General features: G+C 54.2%; 18 protein-coding genes. All 18 read left to right on the plus strand.

Annotated elements, in window-relative coordinates:
- The first annotated feature begins 2715 nt into the window (after positions 1-2715).
- The 18 genes from JMJ95_RS01155 (at position 2716) to JMJ95_RS01240 (ending at position 20410) form a co-directional block, all read left to right on the plus strand.
- Positions 2716-3696 carry a nucleotide sugar dehydrogenase gene (locus JMJ95_RS01155; RefSeq protein WP_290681405.1) on the plus strand — a complete coding sequence of 327 codons (981 nt, stop codon included), beginning with the start codon at positions 2716-2718 and terminating at the stop codon, positions 3694-3696.
- A gap of 19 nt (positions 3697-3715) precedes the next feature.
- Positions 3716-3985, plus strand: a complete 270-nt coding sequence (locus JMJ95_RS01160) for a UDP-glucose/GDP-mannose dehydrogenase family protein (protein ID WP_290681408.1) — start codon at positions 3716-3718, stop codon at positions 3983-3985.
- A 4-nt stretch (positions 3986-3989) separates the two neighbouring features.
- Entirely contained in the window at positions 3990-5045 is a 1056-nt protein-coding gene (locus JMJ95_RS01165; RefSeq protein ID WP_290681411.1) for an NAD-dependent epimerase, read from the plus strand.
- Positions 5046-5255: 210 nt separating this feature from the next.
- The gene (locus tag JMJ95_RS01170; RefSeq protein ID WP_290681414.1) at positions 5256-6011 is read left to right on the plus strand and encodes a DapH/DapD/GlmU-related protein; all 756 of its coding nucleotides are present in this window, start codon (positions 5256-5258) and stop codon (positions 6009-6011) included.
- A gap of 14 nt (positions 6012-6025) precedes the next feature.
- Positions 6026-7327 (plus strand): nucleotide sugar dehydrogenase, encoded by a 1302-nt coding sequence (locus tag JMJ95_RS01175; protein ID WP_290681417.1) that lies wholly within the window; start codon positions 6026-6028, stop codon positions 7325-7327.
- On the plus strand, positions 7324-8841 hold the full coding sequence (locus tag JMJ95_RS01180; RefSeq protein WP_290681420.1) for a Fic family protein: 1518 nt from the start codon (positions 7324-7326) through the stop codon (positions 8839-8841). Before JMJ95_RS01175 ends, JMJ95_RS01180 begins: the two co-directional genes overlap by 4 nt.
- A gap of 4 nt (positions 8842-8845) precedes the next feature.
- Positions 8846-9886: a Gfo/Idh/MocA family oxidoreductase gene (locus JMJ95_RS01185; RefSeq protein ID WP_290681422.1), complete on the plus strand. Its 1041-nt coding sequence runs from the start codon at positions 8846-8848 to the stop codon at positions 9884-9886.
- A gap of 230 nt (positions 9887-10116) precedes the next feature.
- Complete coding sequence (wecB, locus tag JMJ95_RS01190; protein ID WP_290681424.1) at positions 10117-11193, plus strand: non-hydrolyzing UDP-N-acetylglucosamine 2-epimerase; 1077 nt, start codon at positions 10117-10119, stop codon at positions 11191-11193.
- Positions 11194-11224: 31 nt separating this feature from the next.
- Positions 11225-12226 (plus strand): NAD-dependent epimerase/dehydratase family protein, encoded by a 1002-nt coding sequence (locus JMJ95_RS01195; RefSeq protein WP_290681427.1) that lies wholly within the window; start codon positions 11225-11227, stop codon positions 12224-12226.
- Between the two features lie 4 nt (positions 12227-12230).
- Entirely contained in the window at positions 12231-12434 is a 204-nt protein-coding gene (locus JMJ95_RS01200) for a DegT/DnrJ/EryC1/StrS family aminotransferase (RefSeq protein WP_290681430.1), read from the plus strand.
- Between the two features lie 78 nt (positions 12435-12512).
- A complete protein-coding gene (locus JMJ95_RS01205) occupies positions 12513-13298 on the plus strand; it encodes a DUF3825 domain-containing protein (RefSeq protein ID WP_290681433.1) in 786 nt (261 codons plus the stop codon).
- Positions 13299-13633: 335 nt separating this feature from the next.
- Positions 13634-15511, plus strand: a complete 1878-nt coding sequence (gene asnB, locus JMJ95_RS01210; protein WP_290681435.1) for an asparagine synthase (glutamine-hydrolyzing) — start codon at positions 13634-13636, stop codon at positions 15509-15511.
- Positions 15512-15523: 12 nt separating this feature from the next.
- A complete protein-coding gene (locus tag JMJ95_RS01215; protein WP_290681437.1) occupies positions 15524-16093 on the plus strand; it encodes a methyltransferase domain-containing protein in 570 nt (189 codons plus the stop codon).
- A gap of 303 nt (positions 16094-16396) precedes the next feature.
- Positions 16397-17353, plus strand: a complete 957-nt coding sequence (locus JMJ95_RS01220) for an NAD(P)-dependent oxidoreductase (RefSeq protein ID WP_290681439.1) — start codon at positions 16397-16399, stop codon at positions 17351-17353.
- Positions 17354-17442: 89 nt separating this feature from the next.
- Entirely contained in the window at positions 17443-18180 is a 738-nt protein-coding gene (locus JMJ95_RS01225; protein ID WP_290681442.1) for a hypothetical protein, read from the plus strand.
- Positions 18181-18225: 45 nt separating this feature from the next.
- Positions 18226-19143, plus strand: coding sequence for a UDP-3-O-(3-hydroxymyristoyl)glucosamine N-acyltransferase (locus JMJ95_RS01230; RefSeq protein WP_290681445.1), 918 nt, complete (start codon positions 18226-18228; stop codon positions 19141-19143).
- 6 nt (positions 19144-19149) lie between these two features.
- Complete coding sequence (locus JMJ95_RS01235) at positions 19150-20145, plus strand: 3-oxoacyl-ACP synthase III family protein (protein WP_290681447.1); 996 nt, start codon at positions 19150-19152, stop codon at positions 20143-20145.
- 52 nt (positions 20146-20197) lie between these two features.
- On the plus strand, positions 20198-20410 hold the full coding sequence (locus JMJ95_RS01240) for an acyl carrier protein (protein ID WP_290681449.1): 213 nt from the start codon (positions 20198-20200) through the stop codon (positions 20408-20410).
- The last annotated feature ends 3 nt before the right edge of the window (positions 20411-20413 follow it).

Raw genomic sequence — 20413 nt, forward strand, 5'->3', positions numbered from 1 at the left:
TACCCTGCTCAATATCGCTGGAGGACGAAAGAATTTTTGAAATGGTCGGACTCCTTCAATATGCATAAACCATTTTGTGAATATCATTCGTCTTTTTACGAGTCACAAACTAATTTGTGACTCGTGGGGTTACCACAAATTTAAAAACCCCTCAGTGTTATGGATAAAACCCTTTGGCCGAAGGATCTGGATCTTGAGGGACGACAAACCGAGGTCCTCCCCTCGCTGTGCTCGGGATGCTGCGCGATCGGCCATGAAGATCGGCCTCAGGACGACAAGCCGCTCGTGTCATCCTGAGGAGCGCAGCGACGAAGGATCTGGGCTTGAGAGCCGAAGGATCTGGGCCTTGCTGTCATCCTGAGGGCTGTTCCATCGCCCGATCGCGCTCGCGGAGCACCCAGAACGAAGTGGAGGGAGCGTCCCCGAAGGGGGAGGATCACGGTCCTGCTGTCATTCTGAGGAGTGAAGCGACGAAGAATCTGATTTTTGCTTCTGAAGGCCTTAAAACCAGGTCCTCCCCTTGCTATGCTCGGGATGCTTCGCGATCGCGTTCGCTCAGGACGACAAGAGCGAGGTCCTCCCCTTGCTGTGCTCGGGATGCTTCGCGATCGCGTTCGCTCAGGACGACAAGAGCGAGGTCCTCCCCTTGCTGTGCTCGGGATGCTCCGCGATCGGCCATGAAGATCGGCCTCAGGACGACAAAGCGCTCGTGTCATCCTGAGGAGAGCAGCGACGAAGGATCTGGGTTTGAGAGCCGAAGGATCAACCCCGAGGTCCTTCGCTTCGCTCAGGACGACAAGAGCGAGGTCCTCCCCTCGCTATGCTCGGGATGCTCCGCGATCGCTTCGCTCAGGACGACGTCTGTTCTGTCATCCTGAGGCCGGCTTTTTTGGCCGAAGGATCTCGCCTTGCCCCTAAGGGACGAAAGACCAAGACCGAGGTCCTTCGCTTCGCTCAGGATGACAAAAGCGGGATGCTGCGCGATCGGCCATGAAGATCGGCCTCAGGACGACAAAGCGCTCGTGTCATCCTGAGGAGAGCAGCGACGAAGGATCTGGGTTTGAGAGCCGAAGGATCTGGGTTTGAGGGACTAAGGATCAACCCCGAGGTCCTCCCCTCGCTGTGCTCTGGATGCTTCGCGATCGCGTTGCTCAGGGCGACAAAAACGAGATCCTTCGCTTCGCTCAGGACGACAAGCCGCTCCTGTCATCCTGAGCGAAGCGACGAAGGATCTGGGCTTGAGAGCCGAAGGATCAACCCCGAGATCCTTCGCTTCGCTCAGGGCGACAAAAGCGGGATGCTTCGCGATCGCTTCGCTCAGGACGACGTCTGTTCTGTCATCCTGAGGCCGGATTTTTTGGCCGAAGGATCTCGCCTTGCCCCTAAGGGACGAAAGACCAAGACCGAGGTCCTTCGCTTCGCTCAGGACGACAAGAGCGAGGTCCTCCCCTCGCTGTGCTCGGGATGCTCCGCGATCGGCCATGAAGATCGGCCTCAGGACGACAAACCGAGGTCCTTCGGCCATAAATCCGGCCTCAGGACGACAAGAGCGAGGTCCTTCCCTCGCTATGCTCGGGATGCTGCGCGATCGGCCATGAAGATCGGCCTCAGGACGACAAACCGAGGTCCTTCGGCCATAAATCCGGCCTCAGGACGACAGAAGCGAGGTCCTTCCCTCGCTATGCTCGGGATGCTCCGCGATCGCTTCGCTCAGGGCGACGTCTGTTCTGTCATCCTGAGGCCGGCTTTTTTGGCCGAAGGATCTCGCCCTTGCCCCTAATGGCCGAAGGATCAACCCCGAGATCCTTCGCTTCGCTCAGGATGACAAAAGCGGGATGCTTCGCGATCGGCCATGAAACCCGGCCTCAGGACGACAAGCCGCTCCTGTCATCCTGAGGAGCGCAGCGACGAAGGATCTGGGCTTGAGAGCCGAAGGATCAACCCCGAGATCCTTCGCTTCGCTCAGGACGACAAGAGCGAGGTCCTTCCCTCGCTGTGCTCGGGATGCTGCGCGATCGCGTTCGCTCAGGACGACGTCTGTTCTGTCATCCTGAGGCCGGCTTTTTTGGCCGAAGGATCTCGCCTTGCCCCTAATGGACGAAAGACCAAGACCGAGGTCCTTCGCTTCGCTCAGGACGACAGAAGCGAGGTCCTTCCCTCGCTATGCTCGGGATGCTCCGAGATCGCGTTCGCTCAGGACGACGTCTGTTCTGTCATCCTGAGGCCGGCTTTTTTGGCCGAAGGATCTTGCCTTGCCCCTAATGGACGAAGGATCAACCCCGAGGTCCTTCGCTTCGCGCAGGACGACAAAGCGAGGTCCTTCCCTCGCTATGCTCGGGATGCTGCGCGATCGCGTTGCTCAGGACGACGTCTGTTCTGTCATCCTGAGGCTGGCTTTTTTGGCCGAAGGATCTCGCCTTGCCCCTAATGGACGAAAGACCAAGACCGAGATCCTTCCCTCGCTGTGCTCGGGATGCTTCGCGATCGCTTCGCTCAGGATGACAAAAGCGGGATGCTGCGCGATCGGCCAGAAATCCGGCCTCAGGACGACAAAAGCGAAGGGGGGGGATCTCGCCCTTGAGGGGGCGAAGAATCTCGCTTTTGCCTTTCCCCCAAAGAGAAAAGAGACAAAAAATTGACATTCCCCTTTATGAGCAATAAAATTACTCGAAAATCATCCTTGCTTTTTCTTCATTCAATTATGGAGGCTCTCAGATGGAAAGCACCACTCGAATTGCGATCATCGGTCTTGGATATGTCGGCCTTCCGCTTGCCGTTGAGTTCGGAAAAAAATACCCGACCACGGGCTTTGACATAAAACCCAGGCGAATCCAGGAGCTCAGCTCAGGCATTGATAGGACGCTGGAGGTTTCCCAGGCTGACCTTTCCGCTTCACCCCATCTTTCTTTCACCTCTAACCCGGCGGATATCAAGCACTGCACCGTGTTTATCGTTACAGTGCCCACACCGGTGGACGATCACAAGCGCCCGGATCTCACCCCCCTCCGGAAAGCCAGTGAAACCGTCGGCAGTGTCCTGAAAAAGAACGACATCGTCATTTTCGAATCTACCGTCTACCCCGGATGCACGGAAGAAGAATGTGTCCCCATTCTTGAAAAAACGAGCGGCCTGGTTTTCAACAAAGATTTCTTCTGCGGCTACAGCCCGGAGAGAATCAACCCCGGCGACAAGAACCACTCGGTCACCTCCATAAAAAAGGTTACCTCCGGGTCTACTGTCGAAACGGCAAAAAAGGTTGACGCCCTGTATAAAAGTATCATCTCCGCAGGCACCCATCCTGCCGGAAGCATAAAGGAAGCCGAGGCCGCAAAAGTAATAGAGAACACCCAAAGAGATATCAACATCGCCTTCGTGAACGAGCTTGCCCTGATATTCGACAAAATGGGAATAGACACCCTGAGTGTCCTCGAAGCCGCCGGAACCAAGTGGAACTTCCTTCCCTTCCGCCCCGGGCTGGTCGGCGGGCACTGCATCGGCGTGGATCCCTATTACCTGACCTACAAGGCCGAATCACTGGGGTATCACCCGGAAATCATTCTCAGCGGACGCCGGATCAACGACGCCATGGGCGCCTATGTGGCCGGCAGGGTGATAAAGCTCATGATCAAAAAAACAGCCCATCGACGGAGCCAGGGTACTTGTCCTCGGCATGACCTTCAAGGAAAACTGCCCTGACATCCGCAACAGTCGGGTGATGGACATCATCAGGGAGCTGCAGGACTTCGGGTGTCGTGTTTCCGTGTTCGACCCCTGGGCGGACCCCCTGGAGGTAAAAGAAGAATACGGCCTAACGATGCTCTCTGATCTCGCCGAAGCGAAGCAAACACCTTTCAACGCCGTCGTCGTGGCCGTAGGCCATAACGAGTTCAGGGAAATCGACCCCCGCTCTCTTGTACCCTCTGACGGCGTGGTTTTTGACGTGAAGGGGATTTTCGATAAAAACGCAATCGACGGGAGGCTTTGATCCCATGAAAGTACTGGTAACGGGAACCGCCGGTTTCATAGGCTATCATACCGCTCTCCGCCTGATCGAGCGGGGAGATGAAGTCGTCGGAATCGATAACATAAACGATTACTATGATGTCCGCCTCAAATTCGGACGGCTGAAAGAGTGCGGCATTGACCCCGAAAAGGCGGTTCTGTGGAACAAAGAAGTCCAAAGCGGTTGCTATCCGAAATACCGCTTCCTCCGGCTTGATCTTGCCGACCGCCAGGGAACAGCCGACCTTTTTGAACGGGAGACGTTCCAGCGGGTAATCCACCTGGCAGCCCAGGCCGGGGTTCGCTACAGCCTGGTCAACCCCCACGCCTATATAGACTCCAACATCACCGGTACGCTCAACATCCTCGAAGGGTGCAGGCACAACGGCGTCGAGCACCTCGTCTACGCCTCCAGCTCCTCCGTCTACGGACTCAACGAAACCATGCCCTTCAGCACTTCCGACAGCGTGGACCATCCGGTCAGCCTCTACGCAGCCACCAAAAAAAGCAACGAACTGATGGCCCACAGCTACAGCAAACTCTACAACCTCCCCACCACGGGGCTGCGGTTCTTCACCGTCTACGGCCCCTGGGGGCGCCCCGACATGGCCCTTTTCCTCTTCACCAAGGCCATCCTCGAAAATAAGCCCATCGACGTTTTTAATAACGGTGAAATGAGCCGGGACTTCACCTACGTGGACGATATCGTCGAAGGCATACTCCGGGTTCTTGACAACCCTCCGGAACCAGACAAACAATGGAGCGGCGCATGCCCTTCCCCCGCAAGCTCCCCGGCGCCCTATAAAATCTACAACATCGGGAACTCCTCGCCGGTCCGCCTGATGGACTTTATCGAAGCAATCGAGGCCGCTTTGGGGAAAAAAGCGCAAAAAAACTACCTGCCCCTGCAAAAAGGAGATGTGCCTGTCACGTGGGCAGATACATCTGACCTTGAAAAGTCTTTTGGTTACAAGCCAGCCACTCCGGTAAAAGAAGGAATTGAGCGGTTTGTGGAGTGGTACCGGAAATTCTACGGAGAGTGATTGTATGACCTGCATTCCAGCCCACTCATAACAGAGCGGGTTGGACATCTATAGCTTCGTAGATATTCCGCTGTTTCTCTATAAAAAATGGATAATCCCTCACCTCAGGGGGTGACTCCCGGAGGTGTCAAGAGACCAAAAAATTGACATTACCTCGCATGAGCAATAAAATTTCTCAAAGAATACAATTTATCCGGTGAGAGGTAAACTATGAGCGTTTCGAATACCGTGTTCATTCCCGAAACAGCGACTCTCGGGCACAATGTGGTCGTAGAAGACGATGTGGAAATCGGCCCTGGGGTGGAGATCGGCCATAACGTGGTCATCCGGCGGGGCGTCCGCATCGGCGAAAACTGCAAGATCCTCGACGGGGCCGTGCTCGGCAAGCAGCCGGCAAAGGCGTCCCTCTCCGCCACCACGGGAGAGCCCAGAGTTCTCCCCCCCCTCGTTCTGGGGCGTGCCGTCACCATCGGCGCCAACTGTGTCATCTACCGGGGGGCCGTCCTGGGCGACGGGGTCTTCGTGGGGGATCTTGCCTCCATCCGCGAAGACGTTGCCATAGGCGAGCTCACCATCATCGGCCGGGGCGTCACCATAGAGAACAAAACAACCATCGGCCGGAAATGCAAGATCGAGACCGAGGCCTACATCACCGCCATGTCCACCGTGGAAGATTACTGCTTCATCGCTCCCTGCGTGGCCTTCACCAACGATAACTTCCTCGGTCGCACTGAGGATCGCAAAAAACACTTCGGCGGCCCCACCCTCAAAAAGGGAGCCAGGATAGGCGCCAACGCCACCCTCCTTCCGGGAGTGACCGTCGGAGAGGACGCCCTTGTGGCCGCCGGCAGCGTGGTCACGAAAGACGTTCCCTCCCGGACGATCGTCGTGGGTTCCCCCGCGAAGGTTCTCCGGTCCGTTCCTGAAGAGCAGCTCATCGAAAACCAAATTTTCTTCGACAAATAGAGGATGATATACACATGACACTACTGGAAAAAATCACCGGCAAAACGGCACGGGTCGGAGTAATCGGCCTCGGCTACGTGGGCCTCCCCCTGGCCGTGGAAAAGGCGAAAGCGGGCTTTTCCGTCATCGGGTTCGACGTACAGAAGGAAAAGTGCGACTCCGTCAACCGGGGAGAAAACTACATCGGTGACGTGGTCCCCGAGGAGCTCACACGTCTCGTCAACAACGGGCACCTCTGCGCCTCCGGGGACTTCAGCCGGATCGCCGAGTGCGACGTGGTGGCTATCTGCGTCCCCACTCCGCTGGACCGCTACAAGCAGCCCGACATGACCTACGTGGAGACCTCCGCCCGCACCGTCGCCCAGTATGCCCACAAGGACATGCTCGTGGTTCTTGAATCCACCACGTGGCCCGGCACCACCGAGGAGATCCTTAAGCCCATCTTCGAGGAAAAGGGATTCACCGTGGGGAAGGACCTCCACCTCGCCTTCTCCCCCGAGCGGGTGGACCCAGGCAACCTCCTCTACAAGACCAAGAACACCCCTAAGGTCGTGGGCGGATGCACCCCAGAATGCACCAAACACGCCAAGGCGCTCTACGAGGCCGTTCTCCAGGCGCCTATATTTGCCGTCTCCACCCCCAAGGAAGCGGAAATGACCAAGATCCTCGAGAACACCTTCCGGATCGTCAACTGCGCTCTCGCCAACGAAATGGCCATCATCTGCCACAAGATGGGCGTCAACATCTGGGAGGTCATCGCCGCGGCCGCCACCAAGCCCTTCGGCTTCGTTCCCTTCTACCCCGGTCCCGGCGTGGGAGGGCACTGCATTCCCATCGACCCGTACTACCTCACCTGGAAGGCCCGGGCCCACGACTACCACACCCGCCTCATCGAGATGGCCGGCGACATCAACGACGAGATGCCCGCCTACGTGGTCACCCGCCTCCAGGACCTCCTCAACGACCGGTGCAAGCCCATGAAGGGAAGCCGGATACTCCTGCTGGGTGTTGCCTACAAGGGCGACATCGACGACCTCCGCGAATCCCCGGCCCTCAAGGTCTGGGACGAGCTCGAACATAAAGGCGCCGCGGTTGACTACTTCGACCCCTACTGCCCGAAGGCGAAACGCCCCGGGGGAACGAGAAAATCAATCGAACTCACCCCTGAAGCGCTTGCAGCCTACGACGCCGTCATCGTCACCACGGCTCACAAAAAGGGAGTGGACTACAGCCTCGTGGAGAACCACGCCTCCCTCGTCCTGGATACCAAGAACGTCTACGGCGGGAAAGAACGGGAGAACATCGTGCTGTTATGAAGTCACAAGGTACAAGCCTCATTACCAAAATGAACGCTGATCTGAATGAGGTTGAGCGGATCCGCAGCCTTATCCGGAAGGGAGAAGGTCTGACCATTGAGTTTAAAGAATCAGGGCGGGCTCTCAGCAAAAGCGTGTACCAAACAGTATGTGCCTTTCTCAACCGGAACGGGGGAAATATTCTTCTTGGAGTAGCCGATGACGGTAGAATTACAGGAATTGATCAGGGTAACATTTCCAGAATAAAAAGAGAATTTGCCTCGACTTTGAACAATCGGGAAAAAATCAGTCCGCCGCCCTACCTGGCCTTGAATGAAATCGAAATAGACGGTGTCACGATCCTGCAGGTCTTTGTTCCCGAGAGTTCTCAGGTGCATCGCTGCGCAGGGCGAATTTTTGACCGCAGCGAGGACGGAGATATCGATATCACGGGAAATACCCGGTCTGTGGCGGAGCTTTACATACGAAAACAAAACTCCTACTCGGAGAACCGTATCTACTCCCATGCCGAACTCGCAGATCTCCGCGAAGACCTTATAGCCCGCGTCAGGAAAATAGCGGGAATCCAGCGAAAGGATCATCCCTGGACGCGCATGGATGATATGGAACTGTTAAAAAGTGCGCAACTGCACCAGGTGAACCTTGAAACGGGGAAAAGCGGTATTACCCTGGCGGGTATCCTTTTGCTCGGAAAGGACGAATCCATACTTTCCGCAGTTCCCCATCATCGGACTGATCTGATCCTGCGTATAAAAAATGTTGACCGTTACGATGACCGCGACGTCGTTCACACAAACCTGATCGACAGCTACGACAGGATCATGGCATTTATCGCAAAACATCTACCTGACCCCTTCCATCTTGAACGAGACACGCGCTTTAGCCTGCGGGAGCTGATATTCAGGGAAATCGCATCAAACATCCTCATCCACAGAGAATATTCAAACCCCTTTCCCGCAAAGCTCATCATCGGAAAAGATGATGTACGCACAGAAAACAGCAATAAATCCCATGGATTCGGGCTGATTGACCCCAAGTCATTCTCTCCTTTCCCTAAAAACCCGGTAATTGCCAGGTTTTTCAGGGAAATAGGCCGTGCGGACGAACTTGGTTCCGGTGTGCGCAACCTTACAAAATACGGTGAAGCATACGGAGGCAGAATGCCGGAACTAATGGAGGGGGACATCTTCAGAACCATTGTCTATCTGCCGACCGCGGACAAAAAGGATGTCACCACGGAAGTTACCATGGAAGTCACCACGGAAGTCGCCATGGAAGTTCTTTTCCTTTCCGCGTTTCACGGTGAAATGAGCAGGCGTGAACTTCAGGCCAGGCTAGGGCTGAAAAATGCTGAACACTTTCGCCAAAAATACCTCGCCCCCGCGCTGGAATCCGGACTGATTGAGATGACGATACCGGACAGACCGAAAAGCCGTCTGCAACAGTATCGTTTGACGGAAAAAGGCGGGAAAGAACTTGAAAAAATGCGCAAAAAACAACCTTTCGGGAGGTAGAGTCATGCACACATTCGCCCTCGCCGGCTGCGGCCGGATCAGCAAGAACCATGTAGATACCCTTCTTGAACTCGAAAAGGAAAGCCGGGCAAAGCTCCTAGCCTGCTGCGACCCCGTTCCTGACCGGGCCTGCGCCGTGGCAGAAAGGACCGGCTGCCAGCCCTTCCCGTCCATGGAATCCATGCTCGAGGCAGTGAAATCAGATGTAGTATCCATATGCACCCCATCGGGCCTTCACCCGACTCATGTGGAGACTGCAGCCCGGTACGGTCGCCACGCCCTCTCCGAGAAGCCCGCGGGCACCAGCCTCTCCTCCGTGGACAGGGCCATCGATGCCTGCGACGAAAAGGGAGTGGGATACTTCGTCGTCAAGCAGAACCGGTTCAATCGGACCATCGCCCTGCTGCGCCGGGCCCTGGAGGCCGGCCGCTTCGGACGTCTCTATCTGCTCTCGTCCAACGTCTTCTGGACCCGCCCCCAGGACTACTATGATCAGGCGAAGTGGCGGGGCACCTGGGAGCTCGATGGTGGGTGCCTCAGCAACCAGGCCTCTCACTACGTGGACATGATGCAGTGGATGGGCGGTGCGGTGGAATCCGTCCAGGCATTCAGCGCCACCCTCGCGAGGAGGATCGAGGCGGAGGACACCATCACCGTCAACCTGAAATACCGAAGCGGCGCCCTGGGCAGCATCAACGTCACCAACCTCACCTACCCGAAGAATCTCGAGGGCAGCATTACCCTCCTCGGGGAAAAAGGCACCGTGCGCATCGGCGGCGTGGCCCTCAACAAAATAGAGCAGTGGCAGTTCGACGCCCCGGACCCGATGGACAACGAGGTTGATGAAGCCAATACCAACCCTTCGAGCGTCTACGGTTTCGGTCACCTTCCCTTCTACCGCCATGTGCTGGATGTTCTGGACGGCAAAGCGGAACCCCTCCTCACGGGCAGGGAAGGAAGAAAGACCGTGGAGATAATCCAGGCGGCATACGAATCGGCGAGAACCGGAAGAGCAGTCCAGATCCTCGGAAGAAACTCCCTCTAACTTTTTGACAGAACGCATTTCGAGTAATAAAATTACTCTAAAAGCATTCGGTCTTTTGTCATTCCGAGGAGCAGATTTTCGCGACGAGGAATCTGCATTTGAATTGTCATTCTGAGCGCTAAAGTAGAATCTAGGATTGTCATTCTGAGCCGAAAAAAGTCAGGCATTGTCATTCTGAGCGAAGCGAAGAATCTCGCCTCTCGCCTCTTGCCTTAATACAGGAGAACCCCATGAAAAAAGTTGTATCTCTCGTTGGAGCCCGTCCCCAGTTCATAAAAGAAGCGGTCATCGGCGCAGAAGTGCGCCGGCGAAACGCGTGGAACCACATCCTTGTCCATTCAGGCCAGCACTACGATGCCAACATGTCCGACATCTTTTTCACGGAACTCGACATGAAGCAGCCGGATTATTTTCTCGGCGTGGGCTCCGGTTTTCATGGAAAGCAGACTGCAGAAGTACTGATCAAGTTCGAGGATCTTCTTCTGAAAGAAAAACCTGATCTTGTCCTCGTATATGGCGACACAAACACTACTGTAGCCGGGGCATTGGCCGCTTCAAAACTTAAGATCCCCGTGGCTCACGTGGAGGCCGGAATCAGGCAGAGTCCGAAAGACATGCCCGAAGAAATAAACCGGGTCCTCACCGACCATATATCCAAATATCTCTTCTGTTGTTCCGATCTGGCTGCGAAGAACCTTGAAAAAGAAGGAATAACAGAAGGCGTCTTTGTTGCTGGCGACGTAATGTATGACCTGTACCTAAAGATGAAGCCTCGGTTTACCCCGAAAGAGACACGGGAACAGTACGGACTGGAGGAAGGCCGATACATTATCGCCACCCTGCACCGCGATTTCAACGTGGACAACCAGGACTCTCTCAGGAGCATCCTCGAGGGACTTGTGCGGGTGAAAAAGGAAACGGGGCTTGAAATTCTTTTGCCCATTCACCCCAGAACCCGCAAGCGTATTGTCGAATTCGGGCTGGGTGGTCTGGCGGGCAGTCTGCAGGCAACGGAACCCATCGGTTACCTTGACCTCATGTCCCTCACTCAGGACTGTGCAGCCGTAGTAACCGACAGCGGCGGGTATCAGAAGGAGGCTTACTACGCGGGCAAGAGGGCTGCGGTAGTTATGCCTGATACGGGGTGGAGGGAGATCGTAGATTCAGGTTGGAATATTCTCTGCGGCCCAAAAGCGGAAGAGTTGGCGGCAGGTGTTGCTTCGCTTTCCCAGACGCGTCATTTTCCCGGATCCCTCTTTGGAAACGGAAACGCAGGGGAGTGTATTGTCAGCTCCCTTCTGGCATAATACAGTAAACAACCTCAAAGGAGATATGATTATGCAGACACCCGCACGCGACATTCGAGGCTCCAGAATACTCGTCATCGGCGGCGCTGGATTCATCGGCTCCCACGTCGTCGACGAACTCGTCAAGGAGGACGTGGCCGAGATCGTCATCTACGACAATTTCTGCCGCGGAACCCACGACAATATCGCTCACGCCCTCAAAGACCCCCGCGTCAAGGTATTCGAACTCGGCGGCGACATGCTCCAGACTGACATCCTCGACCAAGCCGTCAAGGGGAAAGACTACGTCGTCCATCTCGCCGCGCTCTGGCTGCTCCACTGCTACGACTACCCCCGCAGCGCCTTCCACACTAACATCGAAGGCACCTTCAACGTGCTGGAAGCCTGCGCCCGCCATAACGTTAAAAAGTTAGTCTATTCATCCTCGGCATCCGTCTACGGCGACGCCCTCGAACTCCCCATGACCGAGGACCACCCCTACAATAACAAAACCTTCTACGGCGCCACCAAAATCGCCTGCGAACACATGTGCCGGGCCTACTACCACCGCTACGGCCTCGACTACGCCGGACTGCGTTACATGAACGTCTACGGCGCTCGCCAGGACTACAAGGGAACCTATATCGCCGTCATCATGAAGATGCTCGACCGTCTCGACCAGGGGCTCTCCCCGCAGGTCTACGGAGACGGCTCCCAGGCGTACGACTTCATCTACGTCAGCGACGTCGCCCGCGCCAACGTCTGCGCCATGAAGGCCACGGCGACCGACAAGAACTACAACGTCGGCTCCGGTGTCCAGACCTCCATCCTCGACCTCACGAAGATGATCCTCAAAGTCACCGGCTCAACTCAGGAGATCCAGTACGAGCCTGCCGGAAAAACCTTCGTCACTAACCGCATCGGCGACCCGCGCCTTGCCGCCGAGGACCTCGGTTTCACCTATAGCATCGAACTCGAAGAGGGCTTGCGCAAACTCATCGAATGGCGCAGCGCCCACATGGAACTTGTCGAGCAGCGCAGGAAGAAGGCGTAGCAGCATGAAAATCCCCATCACAAAGCCCTACTTCGACCAGCGCGAGCGCGAACTTCTTGTCGAGCCTCTCGACACCGGCTGGGTCGTCCAGGGCCCCTTCGTCACCGAATTCCAGAGCCGCTTCGCCGCCTTCACCGGGGCGAAGCGCGCCCTCGCCACCAACAACAGCACCACCGCCCTACAACATCTCAGATGGACAAGGCAATGAACGCACGATAGCGGCAAACGTTCAAAATGGCAACATCTAACAAGGCATACAAATCCGCATAATGAAGGAGAAATCTTCATGGAACTCTTTGATTTCGCCTATTGCCCTTCCTGGGATCGCAAACTATCACTCCTGGCCTCCATAGCGCTGCCCGAAGTTTGGGGAGATGCCGTCGCAGGACGGTCCCTCGCTATTCTCAAAAGCTACATCTTTCACACTTTCAACAAGGTTTACGTCGAATATAGCGCAGCCGAAGAGGCTGAAAAAAATAATATTTTATACATATCCGCCGACAAATCGGTCTGTGTTTTCAATACCGGACTTTTTGATAAGAGCTACGAGCCCATTTTCGCCACTTTTCTAACAAACGATCCCGGACAAAGGCAGGATTGGAAACTGCAATCGTTCCTTACGACATATCAGGCGGCAGTGCTTGGATACCCTTTGCCACGTCGAGCCGATTATTTCTCGGACCCATCTTTATTGATATTCAATACACATTATACAGTTTTTCCCCAGTACGATCACATTTTGTCGGAAGCTGAAAACTTATCCCGATTCCCGTCCCAGGTTCGTTCAATGCCATACCTTCAGATCAAGGGACTTTTTGATGGAGCCCTGAAAAACACCATAAAACGAATCGAATCCAACTATAAAACAGCGGTTCCCCAATATTACCGTGGACAAATACAGCTGCTGATACCAATATGCCTTACGAACAACGAAGTTCCCGATCTGGCATTGGCGCTTTCCCGCGAAGAGAATGCCGGAAGATACATCGGGCGTACTTGCCTTACGATGAAAATGGCGTATAATAATGCAAGGTTGATAGTTCGCCCCGATAGTGATTGGTTAAAACCTTAGTGTTCTCGTTTTTTAGTCGGTTCGTAAAATGTAAAGAGAGTCGTTAGTTTTCGAAAAGGGAAAACCATAGAGGTTTTCCCTTTTCGCGTAGCCTATATCTGTGCAACAGAGAAGTGCCTTGCCCTTCCAATTCCCCCCGCCTGACCATTTGACAAAACACATTTCGAGTAATAAAATTACTCACAAATAAACCGTACGCGAATCACCGCCCGGCGACCATGCGCCACCGTCGCGCTAGTCCTAAAAAGGAGAAAGGACATGACGCCTAGTGTATACACCATCTTCAACTCCATAAGATCTACCGCGACTAACCAAATCGCGGAGGATGACGAATAATGTGCGGCATCGCCGGCATCTTCAACCTCGACGGACAGCCCGTCTCTCCCGTCGCCCTGCGTAAAATGACCGACGCCGTTGCGCATCGCGGCCCGGACGGTGAAGGCTTCTACATCGACAGCTTCCTCGGCCTCGGACACCGGCGGCTCGCCATAATCGACCTCTCCCCCGCCGGACACCAGCCACGTATCTCCCCCTGCGGCAATTACGCCATCACCTTCAACGGTGAAATCTACAACTTCTGCGAACTCCGCAAAACGCTGGAAGCGCTCGGTCACGTCTTCACCTCGCGCACCGACACCGAAGTCGTGCTCCATGCCTATATCGAGTGGGGCCCCGCCTGCGTCGAGCGTTTCAACGGCATGTTCGCCTTCGCCCTCTGGGACAAGACGCGCGCCTCTCTCTTCCTCGCCCGCGACCGATACGGCGTCAAGCCACTTTACTACACCTTCGCCGGAAATACCTTCCTCTTCGGCTCGGAGCAGAAGGCCATCCTCGCCGACAGCACCGTCCGTCGCGAACTTGACCTCGAAGCTCTTCTGGAATACTTCACCTTCCAGAACATCTTCACCGACAGAACGCTCCTCAAAGGCATCCGTCTCTTCCCCGCAGGGTGCAGGACGCTCCTTCCGCTCGGCGCTGCGCCGGGCGCGCTCAAGATCGACCGCTACTGGGACTTCGACTTCCACGAGCCCGAAACCGCGCGCACCGAGGACGAATACGCCGAAGAGCTGGACTTCCTCTTCCGCCAAGCTGTCAAACGCCAGCTCGTCAGCGACGTCGACGTGGGGGCCTACCTCAGCGGCGGCATGGACTCCGGCAGCATCACCGCGGTCGCCGCCAAGGAGCTGCCCTACATGAAGACCTTCACCTGCGGCTTCGACCTCAACTCCGCCTCAGGACTCGAACTGGGCTTCGACGAGCGCGAAAAGGCCGAACACATGTCCTACCTCTTTAAAACCGAACACTATGAAATGGTCCTCAAGGCCGGCGACATGGAGCGCGTCATGCCCCGCCTAGCCTGGCACCTCGAAGAGCCACGCGTCGGCCAAAGCTACCCCAACTTCTACGCCGCGCAGCTCGCCTCCAAGTTCGTCAAAGTCGTCCTCTCCGGCGGAGGCGGCGACGAACTCTTCGGCGGCTACCCCTGGCGCTACTACCGCGCCGCCGTCTGCGCCAACTTCGACGACTACATCGACAGATACTACCGCTACTGGCAGCGCCTCGCCTCCAACAGTGCGCTCAAAGAGCTGTTCAAGCCCGTGTGGGATCGGGTGAAGCACGTCTGGACCCGCGACATCTTCAAATCCGTCTTCGAACGGCGCGATCAGGCTCCATGTTCTCCCGAGGAGTATATCAACCACTCCCTCTACTTCGAGGCCAAGACATTCCTTCACGGCCTCCTCGTCGTCGAGGACAAGCTCTCCAGCGCCCACGCCCTGGAGACGCGCGTCCCCTTCCTGGACAACGACCTCGTCGACTTCGCCATGCGGCTCCCCGTCAGAATGAAGCTCCGCAACCTCGACGACGTCGTCCGCATCAACGAGAACGAGCCGGGAAGCAAACAGAGCAAGTACTTCCAAAAGACCAACGACGGCAAGAATCTCCTCCGCAGAGTGATGCAGCGCCACATCCCCGATCAGATCACGACCGCGCAGAAACAGGGCTTCTCCGCCCCAGACGCCTCGTGGTTAAAGGGGGAGAGCATGGAGTACGTGCGCAGAACATTGATGGGGGAGAATGCGAAGATCTTCGAGTACATGGACAAGGACGTGCTCCAGTCGCTGGTGGAGGAGCATCTCGGAGGTGTGCAGAATAGACGGCTGCTGGTGTGGTCTTTTTTGAATGTTGAAAGCTGGATAGAGAGCATATTTTAAGGAGGTTGCGCCATGCAGCGATACCACATTACCCAAAATGGATTTGTCGATCAAAATCAGAACCTTTCTAGAACAATCCAAACTGAACTGATTGAGGATGAAACAGCATTTGCCAAACAGGACAACTCCTTGGATGAGTATAAAGAAACTCACGAAAAAGAAAACCTATCGCCTCAAATTGTCTATCTGATGTATCATTTCCGTCGTTTTATCGGGTACCAGATCATGACCAACCTCAAACAAGATATTTCCTATACACTGGACGTTGGCTGTGAAATTTCAAGAAAAATACCTCTATATTTTCGAGAAATAAACGATTGCAACAAAGCCATCTATATAGGACTAGACCCTATTCCTACAAACACGAATCGCGATTACCTTTTTATCAACGGCAAATTCGAGGGATTACACCAGTTTCTTGATACGTTCTTTGATTGCTTGATATTTTCCACTAGCCTTGATCATTTTCCCGACTTAGAAGCGGTGGTATGCGAAATACGCAAAATAATCAAAAAAACGGCTTGGTTTTTTCTGGGTCGGGCTACACGATCCCAATATTGTTGGCGAATTAACTATGGCTGAGAGCTGGCGCGGCTTTAATTTTCTTTCCCTATATAAAATCATTCGCAAAATGATAAGACTCCCAATTTCGTTATTGCGATTGCACTTGGCAATGAAAAAAAGAGCTTTACAGCTAGAGCAAGGCATACCATTAGACGATCTTCATTTTCACTATTTCACTTCCCAGAATCTACATGCCTATATGGAATCAATTGGGGACATAGTCGATTATTGCCATCTTGAGCAAACGAACTCTGTCTTTTACACAATTCGTTTACCTTAACGATGTATGACATTTCAAGACAAGCAAAAGCTCGTACATAGATGCTGATAGAACAGCACCCATATCCGCCCCTCAGCTTCAAGGGCAGAAAAGAAAAGAAGATGCCGAATTTTACTGGGGCAAAAACAAAAAAGGGCGTGAGTTTAATGAATTACTTACTTTTTGGAGCGTCCGGCCTTATTGGAACACATCTACTACCGATTCTGGAAGAAACAAACACCGTCCACACCGTAGGACGCCGGAACAACAGCACAATCAATGTCGATCTAGAAAGTGAATGGAATGCGGACGATCTCCCGGATCGTATCGACAGCGTCATCTACTTAGCTCAGTCGGAGAAGTTCCGTGATTTTCCGGAGTCCGCCGAAAGCGTATTTTGCGTGAATACGCTGAGCCTGTTGAGGGCGTTTGATTACGCAAGGCGCGCCGGGGTTCGGACATTCGTTTATACTTCGACTGGCGGCGTCTATGGAAAATCGGATGAACCATTCGATGAGAAATGTTCGCTCTCTCCTTTAGGAGAGCTCGGATATTACGCGGCGACAAAAATGTGCGGCGAGATCGTTGCGGAGAACTACACGCCCTACATGAACGTGGTTGTGCTGCGTCCCTTCTTCGTCTACGGGCCGGGGCAGCGTAAGGACATGCTGATCCCCCGCCTCGTGGAGCGGGTGCGAAACGGGCAGTCAATCCAGCTCGCCGGGGAGGACGGTCTCCACATCAACCCTACCTACGTGGAGGACGCCGTCCGCGCGATTCAGCAAGCGCTGTCCGTGAACACAAGCTGCAAGGTGAACATTGGCGGCCCGGAGGTTCTCTCTCTGCGACGGATCGGAGAGCACATCGGCGAGGCTCTGGGTAAGGAAGTCCGCTTCGAGCAGACGGATGGAGTTCCGGCCAGAATCGTCGGCAGCATCGAGAAGATGAGCCGGTTGCTATGGCGGCCGCGAGTTTCTTTCTCGCAAGGGATCAAGATGTATATCGACTCCTTGCTATAAAGTGATTCACGCTTCGGGCAAGAGACTTAAGCTACAGAACAAACAACCGTTCTCCGAAATCAGCTCCAATTTGCGAAAGGAAGAGTTTTTTGGTTAATATTTTTAACATGAAAGCTTACGTTAGCATTTTGCGAACGGCGATGCGCTCGGGATACGTTTTTTCCTCTTTCGGAGAGCGTAACGATTCGGAGCAAGTCTGTCTTTTACGGCACGACGTGGACGCCGATCTACTGGCTGCTTCGATCATGGCTGTTGAGGAGCAAAAGCTAGGCGTGCGATCGACTTTTTTTATTATGACGCGATCCCCTTTGTACAATCTCATGAGTCGTGCCAGTGTTCGCCTGATTCAAAAGATCATCGCTCTGGGGCACTTCATCGGTCTTCATTATGACCAGGGTTTTACACCGGATGCGCGTCTGTCCACCACGGAGTGGATAGACTTAGAAGCGACTATGCTCGAAAAGATGTTTCACGTTTCGGTCGAAGTTGTCTCGTTTCATCAGCCGGGCGAAACTGTTTTGCAGGGGCAGGTGGATACCGGCTATAGAATCAATACGTACTCGCCGACACAGATGGCCGGTTTTCATTATGCGTCTGATTCCAACCGTCTGTTTAAAAACCATTCACCCCGGAAAATTTTCGAAGAGCGCCTTTTCAAGAAGCTTCAACTGCTCATTCACCCTCTCTGGTGGGTTTACGATAGCTCACCGTCGACCGAAGAAGCTTGGGAGTACGCTCTACTGAGTAATTTCAGTCAGATGCAGGAGCAGCTCTTGGCAACAGAAAGGGCATACGGTCCAAGAAGAATACTGTCAATAGAACGCTGAGCTTTCCATTAGACGCAAATTTTTCTCGGAAGAGTGGTGGGATGGATGATTGAATTGGTGAGAGTAATCGACTTCCTCGCTGGGCGCAAACTCCTTAGCAGAGTGGACAGACAGTCCTTTGATTGTGTGGATGGGATTCTTTCCGGCTTCTCCCCGTTATCCGCAACCAGGGAGGGAACGCTCTCGTGGAGCAGGCAGCCGATATCCGATTGGAGCGATATTCGCGCAGGTGCCGTCATTTGCCCCGAAGAGCAAGTGTCGAACGCGCCCGGCGAGATTTCCATTCTTAGGTCTCCCGATCCTCGAAGAGCTTTTTTCGAAGTTGTAAGCCGATTCGCGGATTCGCAGGGTAAAAGCGGCATCGCCCCTTCCGCCGTTATCGGGGAGAATGTGACGTTAGGGGAAAACGTTTTTATCGGCCCCCATGCCGTCATCGGTGAGAGCTGCGTCATAGGCGAAGATACGGAAATTCATGCGAATGTGGTCGTCTATCCGGGCGTTCACATAGGTAAGCGTTGTCGTGTTTTTTCTGGAGCGGTCATAGGAGCGGACGGTTTTGGCTATTTCAAGGACGAGAACGATCTTTACCGTAAAATACCCCATATAGGCGGAGTGGAAATCGGCGACGATGTCGAAATCGGTGCCAACGCCTGCATAGACAAAGGGTGTCTTGATTCTACCGTTATCGGCGAAAACTGCAAGATCGACAATTTCTGTCACATTGCACACAATGTTCGTTTAGGAAAAAATAGTGTTCTTACGGCAGGGGTAATTCTTTGCGGTAGCGTTCAAACAGGCGCGAACTGCTGGCTGGCTCCTGGTTCAGTTGTTAAAGACGGTCTTTCTCTGGCTAACAATGTCCTAGTGGGAATGAACAGTGTCGTGTACCGTTCTGTGCGGAAAAGCAACGTTCAGGTAGTCGGAAATCCGGCCAAGATAATCAAAGTAATGGATGAGGAGTGACGAGAAATGAGAACAGCTTTTTTTTTGCCTTCCGGGGATCTATCGAACGAAACTCTCGCAGAAAACTACAACGACCCCAAATGGTCGGCGACGAAGATCTACCGCAAGACCGGCATCCGCTCACGCCATGTGGTCAAGGATGAACTTGTCTCTGACCTTGCAGTGGGAGCCGCCGAGCGTCTTTTCAGTGAGTACGGAATCGACCGGAGCACCGTCGACTTCCTGTTGCTCTGCACCCAAAGCCCGGATTACTTCCTGCCGACAACTGCGTGCCTTGTGCAGGATCGTCTCGGGCTGCCCACATCCATCGGAGCTCTGGACTTCAACCTCGGATGTTCCGGTTTTGTCTACGGTCTCTCTCTCGCCCAGGGGCTGCTGAGTACTGGGGCAGCGTCGAAAATCATGATGATAATGGCCGAGACCTACACCAGGCATATACACCCAATGGACAAAAGCACCCGCACGATCTTCGGCGACGGGGCCGCGGCGACACTTCTCGACGGAGATGACGCCGCACGGATAGGCAAATTCTTTTTGGGAACGGACGGCTCAGGGGGACCGAACCTCATCGTCCCTGCCGGAGGTATGGCCCGTCCCCGTTCGGCTGAAACCTCTAAAGAAGAAACCGACGAAGGGGGAAATATCCGTTCCCTTGATAACCTCTATATGAACGGACCCGAGATATTTTCCTTTACCCTCCGGGCCGTTCCGGAAATGGTCCGCAAGACTCTGGAGAAGAACAACCTTGCCGGAGAAGATATAGACCTCTATGTCTTCCACCAGGCGAACCGGTTTATACTTGAAAATCTCCGTGAGCGTCTGGAAATACCGGAAGAAAGATTCTACATTGACGTTGAGGAAACAGGGAACACGGTAAGTGCGACCATCCCCATTGCACTCCGGAACGCCCTCGACAAAGGACTTATCGGAGAAGGATCGAAGGTTCTCGTAGCCGGCTTTGGTGTCGGTTACTCCTGGGGAGCTACCGTACTCTGCCTGTAAAGACGAAAAAAACGACCATTGAAAAAAGAAAAAAGGAGACAACATAAAGATTATGGAAGAAAAACTTGCACTTATAGCAGAAGCGCTCGACGCTGAGAAAGAACTCATCAAGCAGCATGCTGTTCTTGAAGAGCTTGAAGAATGGGACTCCATGGGGATAATCGCCGTTATCTCAATGCTGGACAAAAAATATAAAGTCCAGCTCAAGGCAGACCAGATAAAAGCCCTTAAGACAGTCAACGACATTCTCGCCTACATGCGGTAAAGA

It is taken from the genome of Aminivibrio sp. (genome assembly GCF_016756745.1).
Taxonomy (GTDB): Bacteria; Synergistota; Synergistia; order Synergistales; family Aminobacteriaceae; genus Aminivibrio.